This window comes from Desulfoluna sp. (assembly GCF_030145185.1).
In the GTDB taxonomy this organism is placed as follows: Bacteria; Desulfobacterota; Desulfobacteria; order Desulfobacterales; family Desulfolunaceae; genus Desulfoluna.
In genome coordinates this window covers 17,737-39,265 of the sequence record NZ_JAQYWB010000053.1, presented here as the reverse complement: position 1 = coordinate 39,265, position 21,529 = coordinate 17,737, and the positions used below count along the sequence as shown (strand labels likewise).

At 50.7% G+C, this 21,529-nt stretch carries 13 protein-coding genes and 1 tRNA gene; 11 read left to right on the top strand and 3 right to left on the bottom strand.

What is annotated here, in order from left to right:
- Positions 1 to 548: 548 nt before the first annotated feature.
- Positions 549 to 635: transfer RNA gene (locus tag Q1Q75_RS16320), tRNA-Leu, on the bottom strand.
- 314 nt (positions 636 to 949) lie between these two features.
- Here Q1Q75_RS16320 and Q1Q75_RS16315 point away from each other — a divergent pair.
- The 7 genes from Q1Q75_RS16315 to Q1Q75_RS16285 all read left to right on the top strand — a co-directional run bounded on the left by Q1Q75_RS16315 (position 950) and on the right by Q1Q75_RS16285 (position 12,271).
- On the top strand, positions 950 to 2,143 hold the full coding sequence (locus Q1Q75_RS16315; RefSeq protein WP_300672779.1) for an anaerobic nitric oxide reductase flavorubredoxin: 1,194 nt from the start codon (positions 950 to 952) through the stop codon (positions 2,141 to 2,143).
- 929 nt (positions 2,144 to 3,072) lie between these two features.
- On the top strand, positions 3,073 to 3,417 hold the full coding sequence (locus tag Q1Q75_RS16310) for a hypothetical protein (protein WP_300672777.1): 345 nt from the start codon (positions 3,073 to 3,075) through the stop codon (positions 3,415 to 3,417).
- Positions 3,414 to 3,740: a nucleotide pyrophosphohydrolase gene (locus Q1Q75_RS16305; protein ID WP_300672775.1), complete on the top strand. Its 327-nt coding sequence runs from the start codon at positions 3,414 to 3,416 to the stop codon at positions 3,738 to 3,740. The genes Q1Q75_RS16310 and Q1Q75_RS16305 overlap by 4 nt, the downstream gene beginning before the upstream one ends.
- A gap of 1,165 nt (positions 3,741 to 4,905) precedes the next feature.
- Positions 4,906 to 6,492 carry a type VI secretion system tube protein TssD gene (tssD, locus tag Q1Q75_RS16300; RefSeq protein WP_300672773.1) on the top strand — a complete coding sequence of 529 codons (1,587 nt, stop codon included), beginning with the start codon at positions 4,906 to 4,908 and terminating at the stop codon, positions 6,490 to 6,492.
- Entirely contained in the window at positions 6,489 to 11,492 is a 5,004-nt protein-coding gene (locus Q1Q75_RS16295) for an RHS repeat-associated core domain-containing protein (RefSeq protein WP_300672771.1), read from the top strand. Before tssD ends, Q1Q75_RS16295 begins: the two co-directional genes overlap by 4 nt.
- 3 nt (positions 11,493 to 11,495) lie before the next feature.
- A complete protein-coding gene (locus tag Q1Q75_RS16290; RefSeq protein WP_300672769.1) occupies positions 11,496 to 11,936 on the top strand; it encodes a hypothetical protein in 441 nt (146 codons plus the stop codon).
- A 140-nt stretch (positions 11,937 to 12,076) separates the two neighbouring features.
- A complete protein-coding gene (locus Q1Q75_RS16285) occupies positions 12,077 to 12,271 on the top strand; it encodes a hypothetical protein (RefSeq protein ID WP_300672767.1) in 195 nt (64 codons plus the stop codon).
- A gap of 398 nt (positions 12,272 to 12,669) precedes the next feature.
- Here the strand turns inward: Q1Q75_RS16285 and Q1Q75_RS16280 are convergent, their stop codons facing one another.
- On the bottom strand, positions 12,670 to 12,936 hold the full coding sequence (locus tag Q1Q75_RS16280; protein ID WP_300672765.1) for a DUF1778 domain-containing protein: 267 nt from the start codon (positions 12,934 to 12,936) through the stop codon (positions 12,670 to 12,672).
- An 870-nt stretch (positions 12,937 to 13,806) separates the two neighbouring features.
- On the opposite strand from Q1Q75_RS16280, the gene Q1Q75_RS16275 reads away from it, so the two are divergent.
- Together Q1Q75_RS16275 and Q1Q75_RS16270 are read left to right on the top strand one after the other, a co-directional pair.
- Positions 13,807 to 15,015 (top strand): DDE-type integrase/transposase/recombinase, encoded by a 1,209-nt coding sequence (locus tag Q1Q75_RS16275; RefSeq protein WP_300672763.1) that lies wholly within the window; start codon positions 13,807 to 13,809, stop codon positions 15,013 to 15,015.
- 2 nt (positions 15,016 to 15,017) lie between these two features.
- Positions 15,018 to 15,857, top strand: coding sequence for an AAA family ATPase (locus Q1Q75_RS16270; protein WP_300672761.1), 840 nt, complete (start codon positions 15,018 to 15,020; stop codon positions 15,855 to 15,857).
- Positions 15,858 to 16,131: 274 nt separating this feature from the next.
- Here Q1Q75_RS16270 and Q1Q75_RS16265 read toward each other — a convergent pair whose 3' ends face one another.
- Positions 16,132 to 16,407: a helix-turn-helix transcriptional regulator gene (locus Q1Q75_RS16265; protein WP_300672759.1), complete on the bottom strand. Its 276-nt coding sequence runs from the start codon at positions 16,405 to 16,407 to the stop codon at positions 16,132 to 16,134.
- A gap of 774 nt (positions 16,408 to 17,181) precedes the next feature.
- On the opposite strand from Q1Q75_RS16265, the gene Q1Q75_RS16260 reads away from it, so the two are divergent.
- Together Q1Q75_RS16260 and Q1Q75_RS16255 are read left to right on the top strand one after the other, a co-directional pair.
- Complete coding sequence (locus Q1Q75_RS16260) at positions 17,182 to 19,500, top strand: class I SAM-dependent DNA methyltransferase (protein WP_300672758.1); 2,319 nt, start codon at positions 17,182 to 17,184, stop codon at positions 19,498 to 19,500.
- A complete protein-coding gene (locus Q1Q75_RS16255) occupies positions 19,500 to 20,876 on the top strand; it encodes a restriction endonuclease subunit S (RefSeq protein WP_300672756.1) in 1,377 nt (458 codons plus the stop codon). The genes Q1Q75_RS16260 and Q1Q75_RS16255 overlap by 1 nt, the downstream gene beginning before the upstream one ends.
- Positions 20,877 to 21,529: the final 653 nt, after the last annotated feature.

The following is a 21,529-nucleotide window of genomic DNA, read 5'->3' as shown; positions in this document are numbered from 1 at the left end:
GGGGAGACTCGAACTCCCACGAGATTGCTCTCACTAGTCCCTGAAACTAGCGCGTCTACCAATTCCACCACTTCGGCAATTTGTGAGAGACTTATAGCAGCGCATTGCCCGTCAATCAAGCCTTTTCGTGTTTTTTTTGACCTCATCATTCAGGCTTTGCGAAATGAAAAGCGTCTCCGCTGGTTCTGTCGGATCCAAACTTTTGAAACGCTTGAGAAACAGGTCTTGATTTCGGGGGTAGGGTTTTTTGCCCTCCTCCTCCTCCTCATCATCATCGATCGATGAATCAAAAGAAGGCACCCTCGTGATGAGGCCGATCTTTTGTCCCCGCGAGTGATTTCCTTCCGGCGGAAGACCCCTCACTGCCGAGACAGATCTCGGTAAGGATGATCAAAACCGCCCCTGGCCTGTTTTTTTCTAATCGCTGGAGCGCAGCGACTCCAGGCACGAAGAACCTGGCACGAAGAACGAAGCATGCCTTTGCTTTTGGCAGCCATCAAAACAAAAAAGCCTCTGCAAATTCATGCAGAGGCTTTCAAAATCTTTTTTGGTGCCGAAGGGGAGACTCGAACTCCCACGAGATTGCTCTCACTAGTCCCTGAAACTAGCGCGTCTACCAATTCCACCACTTCGGCAATTTGTGAAAAAACTTATAGCAGCGGATCGCCCGTCAATCAAGCCTTTTCATGCTTTTTCCTAAACTTTTTTGACAGCCGGTAATGGGGGTGACAGGGGAACGCAGGCGAAGGTGAAATAAATTCGGGGGATAGGCTTTTTCGGTGCGTTTTATGCCGAAGCCTAAAAGGGAGGATCCATGGGTTCTAAGTATGAAGGGTTGCGGTCGTGCGCGAAGGCGTCCACCCCAGAAATGTCGAACGTTGCTCTCGGGGTAACATCCTGCCATAATACAAAAAATACTCAAAATGACTTCCAATAAAAGGAGAGCACCATGCATGTTGATCTGAATGACCATGTGACGTGGGTCGGGGTTCGGGACTGGGAGCTGCGTAAATTTCATGGAGAGGAGTACTCCACGCATCGGGGCTCCACCTACAACGCCTACTTGGTGCGGGATGAGAAGACGGTCCTTATCGACACGGTGTGGCTCCCCTTTGCAAAACAATTCATAGAGCAGCTTATCCATACCGTGGACTTAAAGGAGATTGATTATCTGGTGATGAACCATGGGGTGGTGGACCACAGTGGCGCACTGCCCGAGCTGATGCGCCATATCCCGGATGTTCCCATCTACTGTACGAAAAAGGGGGTGGCCTCTTTAAAGGGGCAGTACCATCAGGAGTGGAACTTTCAGGTGGTGAAGACCGGCGATCGCCTGAGCTTAGGAAAGCGGGAGCTTATCTTTATAGAAGCCCCCATGCTTCACTGGCCCGACAGCATGTTCACCTATCTTACCGAAAACAACATTCTCTTCAGCAACGATGCCTTTGGCCAGCATTACGCCACCAGCGAAATGTTCAATGACCTCGTCGATCCCGCCGAGTTGTACCAGGAGTGCCTGAAATATTATGCCAATATTCTGACCCCGTTCAGCCCCATGGTCACCCGCAAAATCAATGAAGTGCTTGGCTTCAATCTTCCCGTAGATATGATCTGCCCCAGCCATGGGGTGCTCTGGCGGGATCATCCCGAACAGATCATTCATTCTTATCTGAAGTGGGCGGAAGGCGTGCCGGAAAATCAGATCACCGTGGTCTACGATACCATGTGGGAGAACACCCGAAAAATGGCCGATGCCATTGTCGAGGGGATTCAGGAGGCAGATCCCGAGGTCTCTGTTAAAGTGATTAACGTGGGCAAGGGCGATAAAAACGATGTCATCACCGACGTGTTTCAATCCAAAGGGGTGATCGTTGGCTCATCCACCATCAACCGCGGGATCCTCACCTCAGTGGCCGGGTTCCTCGAAGAGGTGAAAGGCCTTCAGTTGAAAGGCAAGCAAGGGGGCGCTTTCGGCTCCTACGGCTGGAGCGGTGAATCGGTCAAACAGATACGGGAACATCTTAAAAGCGCCGGGTTTCGCGTCGAAGATGAGGGCGTCGCCGTCCTTTGGACGCCCGATGCGGACGGTGTCGAAGCCTGCCGACAGTATGGGCGAACCTTTGCCGAGGGGCTGAAAGGCTAAAAGATTCGTAACTGTTGAGCGTGTGCCTCCGGCGGCCCTGCCGGGGGCTAAACTTTTGAAAAGTTTAATAAACAGGTCTTAAGTACACATTTCAGATTTGCACCGGCCCAAATGCGGATGTGATTTGACCCGAGGAATCCGCCTGCGCCCATGTCTATGCCTCACCATTCGACCCACGCCAATGGGCTACGGCGCGACAAGCGATCCGTCTTCGCGTTCAGCTACGCTTGAAAAAGCTGGCTACGCCGTGACAAGGGGGTAAAGCGCATTCGCAACCTGCTTTCAAGGTGGCTCACTTTGCCGCCGGAGGCTGCTTTTCATGATCTTGATAGTTACAAAAATGGTAACTATTCAGCCCAATCGACTTCAGATGGCCAGATTAACGAAAACAACCCGCCACGTGACACCCCGTAGGGTGTGCTTGCGCACCATTTGTTCGGAAAACCAACGCCTTTAGCCCGAAGGGTGAGAAAATCAGACAGAATACTGTGGATTACATTTTGCATTTTTGAAATATATTGAAAATATTACTGTAAAGAACTGCAATTACGAACTATTCCTTAGGTCTGATTGTTTTCTCATGAAATATCCGGGCTAGCCATTCCTATGCTGCTTGAGGGGTATCCGTTCATGGGTTTTCTTGGCCGTTGCGGTTGATCCATGGTGCGCAAGCACACCCTACCTCTCATCCCCACACCGTCGGCAATGCCTCACATAAGGGTGCCCTATGCCCCCTCCAGTTGCCCCCCTTCCCAAGAAAAGACCTCGCCATTCGGTTCCAGCCGTAGTATTTCGAACGTCGTTGACAGCCATGAGACCTATTGACGTGATCGGTGCGTTTTAACTCGGCAGGGCAGAGCGTCATGCTTTGAACCGGCTGTGGGTCTGGTCATCGTTTCGGCCATTTTTATGGTAAGTGAGGACACCCCATGGGAAACAAGAGAAAGCGGACTCCGGCTGAAAAAGAGGCCAAGAAAGCCCGGCAGAAAAAGTACATGTATGTTTTTATGAATGGGAAGCAAAAGCGCATCAAGCGCCCCCCGACGGTCGATGGTATTCCCCTGGATGAGTTTATCCAGCGCAATGCCGATCCCATCTGGCTTCATCAGAATGAGATGTGGGAATACATGCCGGTGGAAGAACCCTTTTTTTCGGAGGTGGATGATCGCCCCAGAGACCCCAAGCAACCTGTCGTATTGAATGATTTTGAAACCTGGGGCGACCCAGATAAAACCTGGGGAGACCCAGATGACTCCGAGGATATACCGTTTTGAACATCGCAAAAATTCAGGAAAGACAACGCCAGTTCGCAAAAGATCGTGACTGGGAGCAGTTCCATTCCCCCAAAAATATTTCCATGGCTCTGATGGTGGAAGCCGCCGAGCTTCTCGAGCATTTTCAGTGGCTCACCGAAGCGGCCTCCGGTGACCTGGAACCGAAGAAAAAAGCCGAGGTCGCAGATGAGATCGCCGACGTTCAGATCTACCTCTGCCGCCTGGCCGATATCTTAAAGATCGATATGGCCGAGGCCGTGGATTTGAAGATGGAAAAGAATGAGGCCAAATATCCGGCGGATAAGGTTAGGGGGTTGGCGTAGATAAGGGGAAAACGTGTAGGGAAAAACGTGTAGGGAAAAACGTGCTTGGTTCTTGGTTCGTAGTGCTTCGTTCAAGGAATTCGCTTCGCTCATAGGGCATTTGATTTTTGAAAACCCAATGAGCCTTTACCGTTACCGTGAAGGGTATGAAGGGCGGGGCTTCAGGTTATAGTGACGGGTCTTGGTAAAATTGGTGTGAGCAATAGGCAGGCCATGGCCAGGCTCCAAACCCACACCGTGGATATCTCGTGAACCCCGTAGGATGGGCAAAGGGTGTGCCGCGCCCATCTGGCGTTGGAGCACTCGATTACGCCGGGGAGAGGTTGCATTGTCGGAATTTATGTAATTTTCATCGGTATGGTTATCCCGACGGCCAGATGGGCACGCTTCGCGCTTTGCCCATCCTACGGGTCGTCGTGGCGCGGGCGGTGAGGGTGGCATGTGGTTTGCCATGGGAACCGTTGGCGTTGAATGAATCCAACACCGTGGATATCTCGTGAACCCCGTAGGATGGGCAAAGGGTGTGCCGTGCCCATCTGGCGCGGGTATAGCCGATCACGCATCGATCTGACCCGAGGCGATAGGGTCACAACCAGCTTTCAAGGTGGGCCACCGGTTGAAAGTGGGTGGCCGCAGCGCGTTAATCCTCGTTTCTTATCGCAGCAGCCCCGATGACTTCCCGCCGAATGTTCCATTCTGGAAACCGCGAATACTTTTTTCGCGGATAGAGAAAGGGCGACTTACCTCAATGCATTGATAATGAAGAAAATGGGTGCACTCGACTCGCCCGAAGGGTGCCAAAATCGAAATTGACATTTTGCATAGTCTAAATAACTCATTGCTTCATCGTAACACGCTGTAATTAAATTACATGTTAATTTACGTTGTGTTGCGTTTTCTTATGGAATATCCGGGATAAGACCCGCCACCCCTTTTTTTGTTGCCTTGTTCGCAGCGTTATAGCAGTGAAATTACATTTAAAATTTGACACCTCAGATCAATGCCTTGCCTTGGTTATTTCTCGTCTATTTACTTGACATATACTCAAGCTTGTAGTTATCTGTGTGGCAAATTGTAAATAACTCTTCATTATCTATGGATAATACTTTTTTCGTAATTCATTAAGCCTGCGAAACCATTCAATCAGATGACGGAGCCGTCTCCAATGCCCCTTCCTTATATTATTGAGCTGACCAGCAAGTCTGAGGGTGAGATTAAAGGCTCAAGCAGCATGTACGGCAAAAACGATGTGATCCTCGCTTACAGCTTTGAACACCGGGTTTATGTGCCAGGGGATCAGGCAGGACCGGGTGACGTGAGTCTGCGATTTCACGATCCGCTGATTCTTTGCAAGGAGATTGACAGGTCAAGTCCCATTCTTTATCAGCACCTGGTCTCGGGTGGGTTGTTTGTCGAGGTGATTTTGTCATTCTATAAGGCTGATGCTCAAGGTGTAGAGGTCAATTACCACACCATTGTGTTGAATGATGCCATTATCACAGACATCTCCTCCGAGACGAAGATGGCGTTTCTTGCGGAAAACGAGCCCTTCCGAGACATGGAGTACGTCTCCTTCTCTTACAAATCCATTCGGTGGATCGACGAATCGGGCCTGACAGAGACCTCAGATTCGGCTCCCCTGCTTCATGATTCCATGGAAGAGAGTGAGCTGATTTTCAGCGGAGTTCTGGCTTCTGACATGGAAGATAGAGAGGCGTTTAATCTCATGTTTGTGAACCACGATACCATGGAGGTCGTCAGCGGTGTTAAAGCGCAGATTGCGTGCCCGGATGGCAGTTCTCAACATGTGCTCTCTTCTCAAAATGGCTGTTTCAGCATGCAGGCCGTTGATAAAGGGCATTACTCTCTGTCTGGATTTAATGCCAGGCCGCCTTCGGCCTGGCTGGGAAACAGCTACTCCCTGGTCAAAATCAACCAACCAAACGCCAGTGATTTTGGAAAAATAAACCCCTCACGCCGGAAGGGAAAGCAAGCGCGTCATCACTCCGCATTCAAGCATTTATGCAAAATCAAAGAGCATCAGGTAACAAAGGGCGAACTTTTCAGCGGCGTGGCAAAGAGCCATGGCTTTTCTTTTGAAGAGCTGGCCTTTTTCAACTGGGGAACAAAACAGAGACAAAAGATCCCTGAGCAGCTGAAGCTGAGGTTTGAATGTGGAGAGTTGTCCCCTGCAGGCGATGAATACTTTTTAAATAAAGGGACGATATATATCCCTGAATCTGTCGAAAAATCTGGGCTTTCAGTAAATGTGCAGCATGTGGCTTTTTTGAAACAACCTGGGCAAAGAGATGTGAAGGCCAAGGTCCTGACAAGCACGCATGACCCGATTCCCAATGTGGAAGCGACCCTTACCCTGGGGGATGAGTCCACCGTTACGGCAATATCCGATGAAGATGGGGTGGCCCTGTTTGCAGGTATCTCATCCGACCTTGCGGGATACATCAGCTATGAAGATGAAGGGGACCTCATCGCAAAGAGCCTGGCCGCAAATATCCAGGCAGCCATTCAGGGGGGCGATATGGAGTCTCTGCTGAGCCTGATGCAGAGCGCCGTGGATTTTAAAACCGTTGGGGCGGCATACAAAGCAAATTACAAGGGTGAGTTAAGTGAAGACATACGGGGTGCTTTTGACTCTGGCGTCCAAAAAGACGTGGTGGACTTTTTACTTGTGAAAACCGGCTTGGCCGATGATGGCATGATCACTTTCTACGAGGAGACGCAACAGGCATGAGCCATCCCCAATTTAAAATCGTCTCTTACCCTGATTTTCAGTGCATCGCTCCCAAAGCCATGGTGTCGTATCATGCGGAGCTTGTGGACCTCGAAAGCAGCCATGTTCCCGAAGGCACCTCCTTCAGGTGGGTTTGTTTCAATGATCCCACCACCCTGCGAAAGCACGGCTCTCATATCTTCGAAGGCCCGAAGACCCAGCATTGGAAAGTTGCGCGATGGGTCGTTGCGGGCCGCCACACCATCGCCTTGTTTGTGACCCACCCGGACGGCACAAAGGATATCTACGAGCGCAAACAGTGGGTGGATTCGGCTTCCAACATCCTGGGCCGGGAGTTCGACCCCAAATCAAATGACGGGCTGCCTGGACCGTTCCAGGTATTGAGACACAGGGAGATGACCCACAAGGTGCTCCTTGATATTGCAAAGGTGAAGCCGCCCCCCGAGGAGAAGCGAGAAATCCATGAAAAGCAGGTAGCGGACAACGAATCCTATATCGGTCATCTAAAAACAAACCTCGAAGGGCTTGAAGCCAAAGAGGGCCTGGCCGTGGACGCCATGCACATGGGCCGGCGGAGCTCTGGGCGAACCCGGCTGATGCTCTATCTGGTCAACACCACGGAGGATGATGGAGCCCCCTCCTGGACGCTGCTGGACTGGACCAACCCCATGTACACATACACCACCGGGGTTTACGAGGGGAGTGGGGATACACATGAGCTGGCCATGGAAGCGGTCCTCAAAAAGTGGGAGAAACAAAACAGGTACCCGGACGGTATGATCACCTACGAGTTCAAGGTCCCCAATCACGGAGTCTCCCTGTCCGGGGAGTTTGACTCCGACGGTAAAACCTTTTGGGATGAGGTCTCAAGCTGGTTCGATTACGTGGCCCTTGGGGGTGCCGTTCTCGCCGGTGTGGCCACCCTGGTTTTACCAGTCCCCGGCTCCCGCGTGGTCTCCGCCGCCATCTGGGCATCCGTCTTCACCAGCACCACTGCGGCCACCATCAATATTGCCCAGCGACACAGCGAAGGGTTCGGCAACTGGAAAGATGACACCTTTGATGGCCTCTCCATCGTGGGCAACCTCTTTGCCGGGGCGGGCTTGGCTTGGAAAGCGGGGGCGAGTGTGTCATCGGCTTCCCTGGGTGCCACACGAACTATTTTGATCGGGCAGGTCTCCACGGACGGGCTCCAGGGCATCCTGTTGGGTCAAGAACAGTTTAAGGATTATCAATCCATCATGGACGATGACACCCTTGCCCCGGACGAGCGTCTGCAAAGGCTCATGGAGATGTTGCGCTCCGCGGGCATCGCCGCGGCGCTCACCTATGTGTCCATGAAAGGAACAAGAGCCGATATTAAAAACCTCAAGGCCAACAAGACCCGCCTCAGCAAAGCCGATGTGGAAAACCCGGAGACGCATATTGATCTTGATGAGCCGGTCTCTTCGGTGCCTGTCAAGCGGCGGGAGAATATCGTTGAAACCATTGTAGAGACGGAACCTGCGAGTAAACCCCTTGGAAAAGATGCGAGCCTGGCAGAGGCAAAACACGCAGAAATCAACAAGTCCAATGCGGACTCCGCCTTGCCCGACATGGAGAAAGGCCACCCAGTTAACTGTGTGTCCGGGGCTGTGGTGGACACACAGACAGATTTTATCCTGCCGGGAAGAATTCCCCTTGCCTGGAACAGGCATTACAACTCTCAAGAGTGCGATATCCCAGGCCTTGGTATTGGTCATGGTTGGCGAACGCCTGCGGACGCGCATCTTGAAATGGATGATGCGGGGCTGGTCACCTTTTCTGACGGCTCCCCCGGCGGGGCTGTGTTTCAATACCTTCCGGATTCAGAGCGCGTCACAGAGGAGGCCAGCGGGTCCGAACTCTTTAAAGAGGGGGCGTCTTATAAAGTTCAGACCAAAGGCGGTTTGACCTACAGCTTTCCCATGATCGATTCGTCGTTGTTTCCGGTATTCCTGGAACGTATATCCGACAAGCACGGCAATGCCATCCATTTTGAACGGGAGGGCCATGGGCTCTCCGGGATCTCCCTCAGCTCCGGCCAGAAAATAAAGGCCCACACCCTCCAGGGCAGGATCAAGAGCCTCTACCTTCTCAACCCCGACGAGACCACGCGGGATCTGGTTGAGTACGATTATCATTTGACGTCCGGTGATCTTGCATCCGTGATCGACCCAGCCGGAGCATCAACCCGGTTTGATTATCAGAATCACCTGCTTGAGAAGGTCACCGGTAAAACCGGGCTCTCGTTCCATTATGAGTATGACGATATTGCACAGCCGGATGCAAAATGTATCCACACCTTCGGGGACGACCGTCTTTACGATTACCGGTTTGAGTATGCCGAATCCGGCGATCAAACCCGCATCACCAACTCCCTGAACCATACCGAAGTGTTCGAGTACGATGAGAACAGCAGGCCGGTGCGGGTGACAGATCACCAAGGCAACCTGACCGCCTACGCATACGACGCCAAGGGCAGGCCCACGGCCATCACCGACCCGTCCGGCAACCGTACGGAGTACAGCTACGATCGCCACGGCAACCTGCTGGACGTGACGAGGCCGGACCGAACCCGGGTTTGCCTCGAATACGATTCAAACCACAACCCGGTGAAAATAACCGACCCGAACAACAACACCTGGAAGCAGGCGTGGAACGAGAAAAGCCAACTCATTTCCCGAACAAGTCCCTACGGCGCAGCCACTCACTACCGATACAACGATCTCGGAGATCTCATCTCCATCACCGATCCCAAAGGCGCGGTGACACGGTTCCAGCCCGATGAAAACGGCAACATCACAGGCATCACCGATCCTTCGGGCAAAACCATCGGACTTGAACTGGACCCTTACGGCAATGTTATCTCATCCACGGATCCCACCGGCCGAATCACAACTTACACCTATGACGTGAAGTCGCGGCTGATCGGTAGCGTCAAACCCTCCGGCGGGAAGATCGCCTGCCAATATGACGATGAAGACAACCTCATTGAGTACACAGACGAAGCCGGGCTGATCACCCGGTTTGAATATACCGGGTTAAACAAGGTGGCCAAGCGGATCAATCCGGACGGAACCACCCTCCTCTACACCTACGATACGGAAGACCGGCTCACCGGTGTCACAAACGAATCCGGCGAGTCTTTTGCGTTTAAAAGGGACCACGCCGGACGAATCACCGAAGAGATCGATTACTACGGGAATAAACGCACTTACGCCTACAACAGCATCGGCAGCCTGACCCACACCGTCGATCCCCTGAGGCGGAAAACCGAATTTGCCTTTGATGCCCTCGGGCGGTTGACCTCCAAAAAACGCCATGACGGCACCCTCGAATCCTTTGGCTACGATGCCAACGGCAACTTGATCCTCCATGAAAATGAGGCGGCATCCGTTACGCGGTTTTTTGACTCAGAAAACCGCGTGGTCTCAGAGTTTCAGGGCGAGCACCAGATCATCAATGAATACGACCTGGGCGGGAACCGGATCCGCCGCCGCACCTCAAGCGGCAACGACATCCGATTTGAATACGATCAGCTGAACAACCCGACCCGGATCAGTATCAACAACGACGCGTACGTGGATATCGCAAGGGACGCCGCAGGTCTGCCCCTCAAAGAGACCTTTTCCACTGGCCTTGAACGCGAGTACCAGCACAACAGCGAAGGGCTTCTCACAAACCAGCGCATCTCGGGCCAGAACGGCATTGCCATTCAAAGAGCCTACGAATACGACCCCGCAGGCAACCTCACCGCCCGGAGCGATTCAAATAAGGGGGAGAGTTACTTCACCTACAACCCCCAGGGCCAGATTATCCAGGCGATTAACCCTGAGCAGAAGATTCAGGAATTTCTCTTTGATCCTGCCGGGAACCTGTTTAAAGAGAGAAAAGGGGAGGGCGCAGGCTTCAGGCATCTCTCCTATCCGGGGATAGAAGACCTCCTCGACCCCGCAGGGAACCTCGTCGAACGAAAAGAGAAACACGGCACGACGTTTTTTGCGTGGGATGCCGCTGACCGGTTGTCAGCGGTGACAACCCCCGAGGGCATCAAAACAGAGATGACCTACGATGCCGCCTGCCGAAGAGTCTCCAAAACCACCGAAGGCATCACCACCACCTTTACCTGGGATGGCGATCAGCTGCTCTCCGACAACGTCGGCGGCGACATCCCCCGTGAGTTTGTCTTTTATCCCGGCACCTTTATTCCCCTTGCCTTCATTGACAAAGACCGGCATGTTTTCTACTTTCATAACGATGCCGTAGGCCTTCCCCAGGAGATCACCGATGTTCAAGGGAAAATCGTCTGGTCGGCTCGCTACGACAGCCTGGGTAATATCGAAAAACTCTACGCGAACGACATCGACAACCCCCTTCGGTTCCAGGGGCAGTATTACGATGCAGAGTTTGATCTTGCATACAACCGGTATCGGTATTTTGACGCGAAAACGGGGACCTTTGTAAGTCGCGACCCGCTGGGGCTGGAAGCCGGGGTGAACCTTTATCGGTATGCTCAGAATGTGTGGGGGTGGGTTGATCCGTTGGGGTTGTGTGGGGAGGGGGCAAACAGGGCAATTGCTACAGAAAAATTGCCAATGATACATCCCTTTACTGGTGGGGGAACACACATTACTACATCAACAAGTCTTGATCGCTTTCCAGGTTCTAAAACATTTGGTGGACCCGGTGGGCTGTTTATTGCACCCAGTTCTCAGGTGGACAATCTTCTTTTAAGTTCCGCAACCCGAACTGATATTGAAATGGCATTAGGGCTACCGAAAGGGCAACTTAGTGGTGGGAATTTAATGAGAATTGATGTTCAAAATCCATTTTCGCGTAACCTTAGATTGCCAACTGAGGGTAATGAATTTTTTAGACCTGGTGTGGGCATGACAACTGGAAATCTTAATGAAGGAATTATCAAGAGTCCTCTTAAATCAGATGCTGGTGTAATAAGTACGACAATAAAAGGATTATAAACATTGAATACAATTAACAAACAAATTACGAAATGGTTCGATAAAGGCAATATAAAAGAAGCTATTATAGGAGAAAAGCCTTTTTTTATACCAGATGTAACTTATCGAGACAAACATGATAGAATACTGGTATTAAGACAATTATTGCTGTGGGCTGACATGAATAATAATGGGTTTGAAGTGGCAACCATTATTCAACAAACAATTGTTGATCTATGTTCTTTTGATAAAATTTGCGAAACCTTAGATATAGTATGGTGCTTTTTATTAATCAAAGAAGATATGCAGATTAGGTTGCCAATAGATATGCGTTTTATTGAGAATGAATTGGTAGAATTAATCAAAAAGAATGTGAAGGAACTTTCAATTAACGAAGAACTTAGAGAAGTAGTATTGTCTTTATCGGAAAAACTTCCAGACTTTCGGCGGAAATTAGCTTTATAATGAAGTGGAGAAGGGGGCAAATCTACATATGTGACAAAAATTTTCCCATAAATTCAAACCTCTGAGAGCTATCAATTAAAAACCAGTTCGAATTGTTGAAGATATGACATTGCTAAAACCCTATAAAACAGGAGACTGTCGTGGAAGAGATAAGCTTAATAGCACAATTTGTTGATTCTTCCTTGTTTGACATCTTGCGAATTTTGGCAGCACTCATGATTGTCCCATTCCTGATTCGTTTTCAAAAAAATAAAGAGTCAGGCAAGCACAAGCGACAACTGTTTATTGCAATGACACCTTTTCTGATATTTGTGGTCTTGGCTGTATCGTATTAAAAAGCGTGCTTGGTTCCTGGTCTCTCGTTCTTCGTTCGAGGGATTCGCTTCGTTCATGGGCATTTATATAGGGAAAAAAAGTGCTTGGTGCTTGGTTCCTCGTTCTTCGTTCTTCGTTCAAGGAATTCGCTTTGCTCATGGGCATTTATATAGGGAAAAACGTGCTTGGTTCTTGGTTCCTCGTTCCTCGTTCTTCGTTCAAGGAATTCGCTTCGCTCATGGGTCTTTATATAGGAAAAACGTGCTTGGTTCTTGGTTCGTCGTTCTTCGTTCAAGGAATTCGCTTCACTCATGAGCCTTTATATTTGAAGCATGATCCTCCTAACCCATCTGCTGTTGGATGGGAAGGGCTGTTCCGGGCGCGCCGTGCTCCGTCGCGGCTTTTTCCGTCATGCCGCTTACCGGCCCATCTTTTGGGTGAAAGAGGCGGCATCTCGCAGGGTCTGGTTGGGTTTACCTGCTTTCTCACAGGCGATTATAAAATCCTCGAAATGGTTTTGTGAAATCGTGATTTTGCCATGCTCTCGAATGACTTTCGTCGCGTCCTTATCCATCAGGCAGACGAGATACTCCGTCAGGCTTTTCATGCCGAGGAGTACCGAGGCCTTTTCCGCCTTTGCCTTGATTATCTCATCCAGTCTTATACCGAGCCGTGTGGTTTCCATTGGGACCTCTGTATTCATGTACGGATTTGTTGTTTTGTTGGGGATGGTTCATACATGTCCCTGTAGATTCTTTCTCTGCTTTACCCGAAATCCCCCAATAAATCCCACGTACGCTTACATTCCATGAGAAAGAGTCTACCCCGAAAAATGAAAAAAGTGAGGTTCTGAACCAGAATGGCATTGGGACAACAGGCCTCGCAACGGCCTGAGGGTGGGTGAGTATCCTTCCATGGAAGAATAAGCGGGAGAGTTGTGGTATAGATTAATATTACCAATATTATCAACCACAACAACTCCCACTTATGGTGTGTATGTTATTAAAAATCGACCAATCTGCCAAGAGTGTAAATCAAGTTCGCTGTTCCCGTTGTGCCACAACCCTCATTATACGCCACGGAACTTACTTCCGGGCGGATCCTGTAAGGCCCACCCTTGTGAAAATCCAACGTTATCTCTGCAAGTCTCCTGAATGTCCGAGACGTACTTTTTCGGTGTTGCCTTTTCCGCTGCTTCCCATTGTCCGTCATACCTTTGGGACCCATATTATAGGCTACGTCCTTGGCAATGCCCTGAGACGTCCCCAGTCCATAGTGTCTGGATTATTGGAAATAACGCGAGGACGTACAAAACGGCTTAGTGAGTTCTGTCGGGAATTTATCCCATGGTTCTACCATGAGGCAAAGATCGCCGACTGGGGCACAAATCTGCTTCAAGACCCGGCCAGATTTTGGGCAGATTTTACCCGGGATTTTTCTCAACGCTTCTACCCTGCCAGATGGGATATTGGCGACCAACACAATTCAATCCTGTAATTTATCAGCTGTTTGCGCTGTTATAGCTCCTCTTTTAGGCTGAACTATGGAGGAGTTTATGACACGTCCCGACAAAACAGACGTCGCCGTTTGGCGATATGGCATTATCAGCTCCCTTCTTCATCGAAATGAAGAGGAGGAGACTCTTGAAAACGCCCTTATGCGGCTTGCATCCCACCCTTTTCGCAAGCCGGACGGGAGATTTGTGTCCTATTCGCCGGAGACCTTGCGAAAGTGGCTTTACCGCTACAGGAGCGGGGGCCTTCCGGCTCTTGAAGATGCCCCAAGAAAGAACATAGGCACCCATTCGTCTATCCCTGAAAAGATAGAGAAGCGGCTGTTTGAGCTGCGCGAAGAGCATCCTGTCTGGCCTCTCTCCCGTATGCTGTCACGATTGATTGAAGAGAAACTCTGGGACATGCACCAGCCTTCTCGGGCCACCCTGTACCGGTTTGCCCAAACCGCCAATCTACAGCGGGGGCCCCATCTTGTTGTCGACAAACCGGCAAGGGCCTTTGAATACCAGGCCTTCGGCCAGCTCTGGATGGCTGATTTTCTGCACGGCCCGAAGATCATGTACAAAGGGAAGAAGCGCAAAACCTACCTGCATGCCATCATTGATGATGCTTCGCGTTATGTGGTCCGAGCCGGTTTTTCTATGTCAGAAAACACCGAGGTGATGATGAAAGAGCTCATGGCATCGGTGCGTACCCATGGCAAACCCATCCGTTTCTATACCGACAACGGGGCCTGCTATGCGAGCCACCATCTTAAATTTTCTTGTGCCAACCTCGGTATCCATCTGATCCACACCCCACCGGGCAAACCACGTGGCAGGGGCAAGGTGGAACGGTTCTTCCGAACGGTCAGAGATCAGTTCCTGGAAGGTGATAAGCCTCCCGCCCATACCCTTGAGGGCATGAACAAAGCCTTTAAGGAGTGGCTTTCCCTCTATCACAAGAGCATCCACAGCTCTCTTGGGACGACGCCCCTTCAAAAACGGCTCCGCAGTGAAAGTGCCTGTAGGCCCATGCCAAGTAGCCTTGATATCGAGCCCTTGTTCCGCATGAAAAAACGCTGTGCCGTCTACCTTGACCACACCATCCAAATCGACAAACGCCGTTTTGAGGTGATCGATGCCCACCCTGGAGGTCGCGTGGATGTCTGGTTCCTGCCTTGGGATTTGAGTATGGTCTGGTACGGCCCCGACATGAAACCTGCAAAGCCTTTAAATGCAACCCAAAATGCCAGAAGTACGAGGGGATAACCATGAAACGAAATGCCACCACCAAGCCGACGCAGCTACCCATCAATGATTTTTTCGGATGGAAATATCATCCCTTTGCCGACACCTACGTACAGCGTCAACTATGGATGCCGGAACGAGATTGCAAGCAGCGGGAAACCATCAAACGGCTTCTTCATAATGGCAAGAGTACTGCCCTTTGCGGCCCTTCAGGATCGGGCAAAACCACACTCATCCACGCCCTTCTTACCGATCTTGATAAAAATGCATACCGACCTGTGCTGATCCCTTATGCTGGCCACCCAAGAAACGGTCTCACCCGAGTCATTGCCGAGGCCCTGGGAGTGGAAACCAAAGGCAGGGGCCTACCCTTGATAACCCGTATCCAGCATCATATTGAGACTCTAATAGGTGGGGCCAACGCACGCCATCCAGTCATCGTCATCGACGATGCTCGGCGAGTAGAGACAGACTCTCTCTGGGATCTCTGTTCGTTGCTCTTCCAGGGGAACCGGCAAACCGTTGCCGCCTCTCTCGTCCTTGTCGGGGATGAAACCCTTGCCAAACGCCTGGATCTGTACGCCCTAATCCCAATCCGAACCCGGCTTACCGGCATCATGAAATTGCAACCCATGAATGAGGAGGAGACACGACTCTTCATCAAAAGCCGTTTGGAAAATGCTGAGGCACCTGATGATCTTTTTGACGAAGAGGCTATAGACGTTATTGCCGCTCATACCAGGGGCAACCGCCGAGGGGTTATGAATACCGCTACATTGGCCCTTGAAGAGGCTTACTATCAAGAAGAGAAAACGATCACAGCCGATACTCTTTACAACGCAGACTGGTTCAACGAATCATAGTGAAATGTAAAGGCACCCAAGGCATACGGCTGTCAGCAAGGGATATCTCGAAGGGATAGACTGCTGACTACATAAAAACGGGTCGGAAAGAATCTTTCTTCCGGCTCTTTTTTGGTAGCCTACCAGGTAGTTGTTCTTGAGATTTTTCTGGGCTTTATGCATGAGAATCTACATCCCCTGCGAGGTCAAGGAAGCGCCATTGTTATGGCTGAAAAATAGCAGGGTAAGGGTGATGACTCCAGGAAGATCGGTGACAACCATTTACGATCCGAACCTATGCCACCTCAAGGACAAGGTGTTTTCCAATGGCCTCAGCGTAGTTCACTAAGGTTGAAAGGCGAATGTCTTCAGCATGGTTTTCGATTCGCGAGATGGCTGATTTTTTGGTCCCCAGCTTGATGGCAACCTCCTCCTGGGTCAGCCCGGAATCGAGGCGGGCTTGTTTAAGGAGTGCCCCGATTTTGAACTGGGCGTAGCCTTTGTCAAAGTCTTTGGCAAGGGTTGGGCTGCATTTTTTTCGTTTTTCAATGTACTTATCAAGATCATCCATGGTGTAGCTCCCTGCTTAAAAAATTTCGTTTTCGATGTTCTGCCAACTGAGAGGGTGTCCGGATGTTAGATAACAGGGCATTTGTCGGAAGAGGAGCGGTAGAAAGAGATCGTTTTCATATGTTTAGTGTAAACATATATGTAAACTCAGGCAAGGGGGTGTTTCGATCCAACATTTGGATAACTCCTCACAACGCGGGGTTGGTGGTCAAGCCCTTGAGAGTTGGCTGCGCCGCAAAAGCAATGTAACCACGAACCACACGAAAAACACGAATGAAAAACAAAAAACCGACAGTGAGGGGTGGCTTCACGATGGGTGGTGATGGAGGCGGTGTGGTATCAACCCAGGATGGGTATGGCACTCCCTTTGCTTTTTCTACGAAACCGTGGTTGGGCCAGTGGTGGATACCCGCAACCGCGTGGTGCATCAACACCGCTGTGGAGCGCCGCACTCCTGTGCGGCTTTTTAGTGCGTCGGTGCCCATGCCGCACCGGAGTGCGGCGCTCCAATGTGATGACGCCGATTGTCGTATTGTCTGGGCGTTGAATCGATGGCATATGGCAGGTGTCGTCACGAGGAACGACTATATGATAGGGTGACAATTCAAAGAAAAAAGATTACATAATTTTGCTGGGTTTAGCCGGATCGCTTTCCGCACCCGGCGAGCGCCAGCGACCCGGGTGCCATCCGCTTTCAAGGTGGCTCACCTTGTTTTGTATTTTCTACGCTTTGAATGGGCGTTCGACATATTTTTTCAACATGAAAGCAGGTTTGATGACACAAGCTACAAACAACCTGGCCGCTTATATCTGGTCACTGGCTGATTTATTACGTGGGGATTTCAAGCAGAGCCAGTATGGCCGTATTATCTTACCTTTTACCCTGCTTCGGCGCCTGGAAGGGGTGTTGGAGGAGAGCAAGGAGGCGGTGCTGGCCGAATATGAGGCCCTTCGCGGGAAGAATTTATCGGAAGAGGCTGAAGAGAAGCTTCTTCTTCGGGCCACCGGCGGGCTTTCGTTTTTCAACGTGTCCAAGTTGGAACTCTCCAGGCTGGCGGACACGAGCATCAAAGATGACTTGGAATCTTACATTCAAGGGTTTTCCAAAGACGCGCGGGAGATTTTTGAGCATTTTAAGTTTTCGGAATTTATTGGTCAGCTGAACGACGCCAACCTTTTATATAAAGTGGTTCAGAAGGTGAAGGGCGCGGATCTGAGTCCTTCTGCCGTCTCCAATTACGAGATGGGGTTGGTCTTTGAAGAGCTTATCCGGAGATTTGCCGAAGGATCCAACGAGACAGCCGGGGAGCACTTCACTCCTCGCGACATTGTGCGGCTCACCACCTCTCTGGTTTTCATGAACGACGATAAGGCCTTGACCAATCCGGGCGTGATCCGCACGATTTATGACCCGACAGCGGGGACGGGTGGTTTTCTTTCCGCCGGAATGGAGTATGTGCACGAGTTGAACCCCCAGGCGGTGATGAGTGGGTTTGGCCAGGAGCTGAACCCCGAAAGTTACGCCATTTGCAAGGCAGACATGCTGATCAAAGGGCAGACGGTCTCCAACATCAAGCTGGGCAACACCCTCTCTGATGATCACCTTTATGCAGATAAATTTGATTACATGCTCTCCAACCCGCCCTTTGGGGTGGACTGGAAGAAAATCGAGCAGGAGATCAAGGATGAACACGCTTTGAAAGGGTTTGAAGGGCGATTCGGAGCGGGCGTGCCTCGGGTTTCGGATGGTTCCCTGCTTTTTCTGCTTCACCTTATCAGCAAGCTGCGTGACGCCTCCAAAGGCGGAGGCCGGATCGGAATCATCTTAAATGGTTCGCCCTTGTTCACCGGCGGGGCCGGTTCGGGTGAGTCGGAGATCCGCCGATATATTCTGGAAGCGGATCTTTTGGAGACCATCGTGGCGCTGCCCACGGACATGTTCTACAACACCGGGATTTCCACTTACGTGTGGGTGCTCTCCAACAAAAAGTCAAAGGAGCGCAAGGGCAAGGTCCTGCTGGTAAACGGGGTGAACCTCTGCGGCAAGATGCGAAAATCCCTGGGTTCCAAGCGCAACGTGATGGATGATGCCGACATGGCCACCATCACCCGCGCCGTGGGGGCCTTCGAGGTGATCGACGCCCGCGAGTTGGACAAGCCGGTGGCGCCCAAAAGCAACCGGGGCAGGCAATCAGCCAATGGCAATGGTAAGACGGAATCCCCCCAAACCTTTGCAGCCAAGATTTTTGCCACCCATGAGTTTGGCTACCGCCGCATTACCATCGAGCGCCCCTTGCGGGAGTCCTACCAGTTCTCCGATGAGCGCATCGCAGAGCTGCGTTTTGCCCCTAAGCCCTTAAGCGCCCCCATGAAATGGATTTACGGTGAATTCGGCTCCAGCTGGTCCGACGACCCCGGTTGCCCTCTCTATGGGGTGCTGAAAGAGCACGAAGCCGAAATTCGGCGGCAGATTAAGCTAAAATTTTGTACCCTCAAAGAGAAGCAGATCAAAGATCTTCTTAATGCTAAAACCTGGGCCGCTCAGAAAAATTTGCTTCTAAAAGCCAAAAAGATTCAGGCGTCCGTGGGCATCGACCCGCACGATGACATGAATGGCTATGATGCCGCCATAAAAGTCGCTGGGATGAAACTCGACACCAAAGAGAAAAAACAGCTCGCCTCAGCCGTAAGCTGGAAAAACCCCGACGCCGCAAAAGTGATCAAGAAGGTGCATAAGAAGGTCAAGGCCAATCCGATGTATGGCTTTTTTGAAGTGGACGGCAACGTGGTGGAGTACAAGCCTGACGGGGATTTGCGGGACAACGAAAATGTGTCTCTGGATCCCACGCGATCGGTGAACGAGGTCAACGAGGCCTACGTCGCCAAAGAGGTGCTTCCCCACGTTCCGGATGCCTGGATTGACGCTTCTAAGCGAGATGAAAAGGATCAGGAGATCGGGATTGTGGGCTACGAGATCCCCTTTAACCGGCATTTTTATGTGTACAAGCCCCCACGGGACTTGGCCGAGATCGATAAAGAGCTGGATCAGGTGAGTGAGGAGATTATGCAGCTATTGCGGGAGGTGCATTCGTGATGGGGGGGTATCAGGGGTATGCGGAGTATCGGGATTCGGGGGTTGAGTGGTTGGGGGAAGCCCCCAAACATTGGGAAATTATACCTGTAGGGCGTTTGTATAGGCGTGTGAAGAGAACTGGTTGTACAGAAAAAGAGTTGCTTTCTGTGTATAGAGATTATGGCGTAATACCAAAATATAGCCGTGACGATAATAACAATAAACCTTCCGAAGATTTGTCACCGTATCAGCTTGTTAAGATAGATGATCTGGTAATGAATAAGATGAAGACTTGGCAAGGCTCTATTGCTATTTCTGAATATGAAGGGATCGTTAGCCCAGCATATTTTGTTTATCCTCCGTTGCTTAGATCCAATGAGTTGGCCTATCCAAGGTACATTCACTATCTATTACGTAGCCCAGTGTATATTGCGCAGTATTTGAGAAGATCAAAAGGTATTCGTGTCAACCAGTGGGATTTAGACCCTGCTGAATTTCAGAAAGTTGAGCTTTTGTTGCCGCGAAAAGAAGAGCAAAATAAAATATTCAACTTCCTCGACCACGAAACCGCCAAAATCGACACCCTCATCGAAAAACAGAAGAAGCTCATTGCCCTGCTGAAAGAGAAACGCCAAGCTGTGATCAGCCATGCCGTGACCAAGGGGTTGAATCCTGATGTGGTGATGCGGGATTCGGGGGTTGAGTGGTTGGGGGAGGTGCCGGAGGGTTGGGATGTAATGCAAATCCGTCGAATTCTTCCTCTTATGGAACAAGGAAAAAGCCCAGAATGTGACAATAAAGTAGCAGGGGACAATGAGTGGGGCGTTTTAAAAACAAGCTGCGTGAATAATGGCGTGTATAATAGTGCTGCGAACAAGGCATTGCCGGACCATGTTGAGCCCTTTCCGCAATATGAGGTAAAAAAAGACGATGTTTTGATGTCACGTGCTAGTGGCTCTGTTGATCTCATTGGTTCAGTTGCGTTAGTGCATGAAACAAGAAATAAAATACTTTTATCTGATAAAGTTTTTCGGCTGCATTTAGATCATCAAGTGAATAGGGTGTTTTTTTCTTTTTTAATGCGTTCATTATATATGAGAGCAAATATTGAGCGGACTATAAGCGGTGCGGAAGGTATGGCAAACAATATTACCAAAAGTGCCGTAGTAGGTTTTAAAATTGCAGTACCACCGCTTCATGAGCAGCAGTTGATTGCAGATTTGATTTCAAAAAAGTTATACAAATTTTCTGGTCTTATTCAGAAATCTGAATGTGTAATCGCGCTAATGCAAGAGCGCCGTACCGCCCTCATCTCCTCAGCCGTCACCGGCAAAATCGACGTCCGTAATTGGCAGGCCCCGTTACAAACTAAACCCAACACGGTTGATGCCGCGTGAACCTGTAGGATGGGCAAAGGTAGTGCCGTGCCCATCGGGCGCGGGTGCAACTGATCACGCCGGGGAGATTTTGCATCGCCGGAATTTATGTAATTTTCATTGGTGTGGTTTTCCCGACGGCCAGATGGGCACGCTTCTCGCTTTGCCCATCCTACGGGTCGTCGTTGTGCGGGTGGTGAGGGTGGAATGGGGTTTGCCATGGGAACCTTTGGCGATCCATGAATCCCACACCGTGGATGCATTGTGAACATGTAGACATAATGATTGCTACGGGTTGTCGTGGTACGGACGGTGGGGGTGGCATGGGGTTTTCCATGGGAACCTTTGGCGTTGCATGAATCCCACGCCGTGGATGCCTCGTGAATTTGTAGGATGGGCAAAGGTAATGCCGTGCCCATCTGGCGTTGGAGCACCCGACCACGCCGGGGAGATGTTGTGTCGCCGGAATTTATGTAATTTTCATCGGTGTGGTTATCCCGAATGCCAGATGGGCACGCTTCGCGCTTTGCCCATCCTACGGGTCGTCGTGGTGCGGGGGGTGAGGGTGGAATGGGGTTTGTCATGGGAACCTTTGGCGTTACATGAACCCCATGCTGTGGATGCCTCGTGAATTCGTAGGATGGGCAAAGGTAATGCCGTGCCCATCTGGCGCT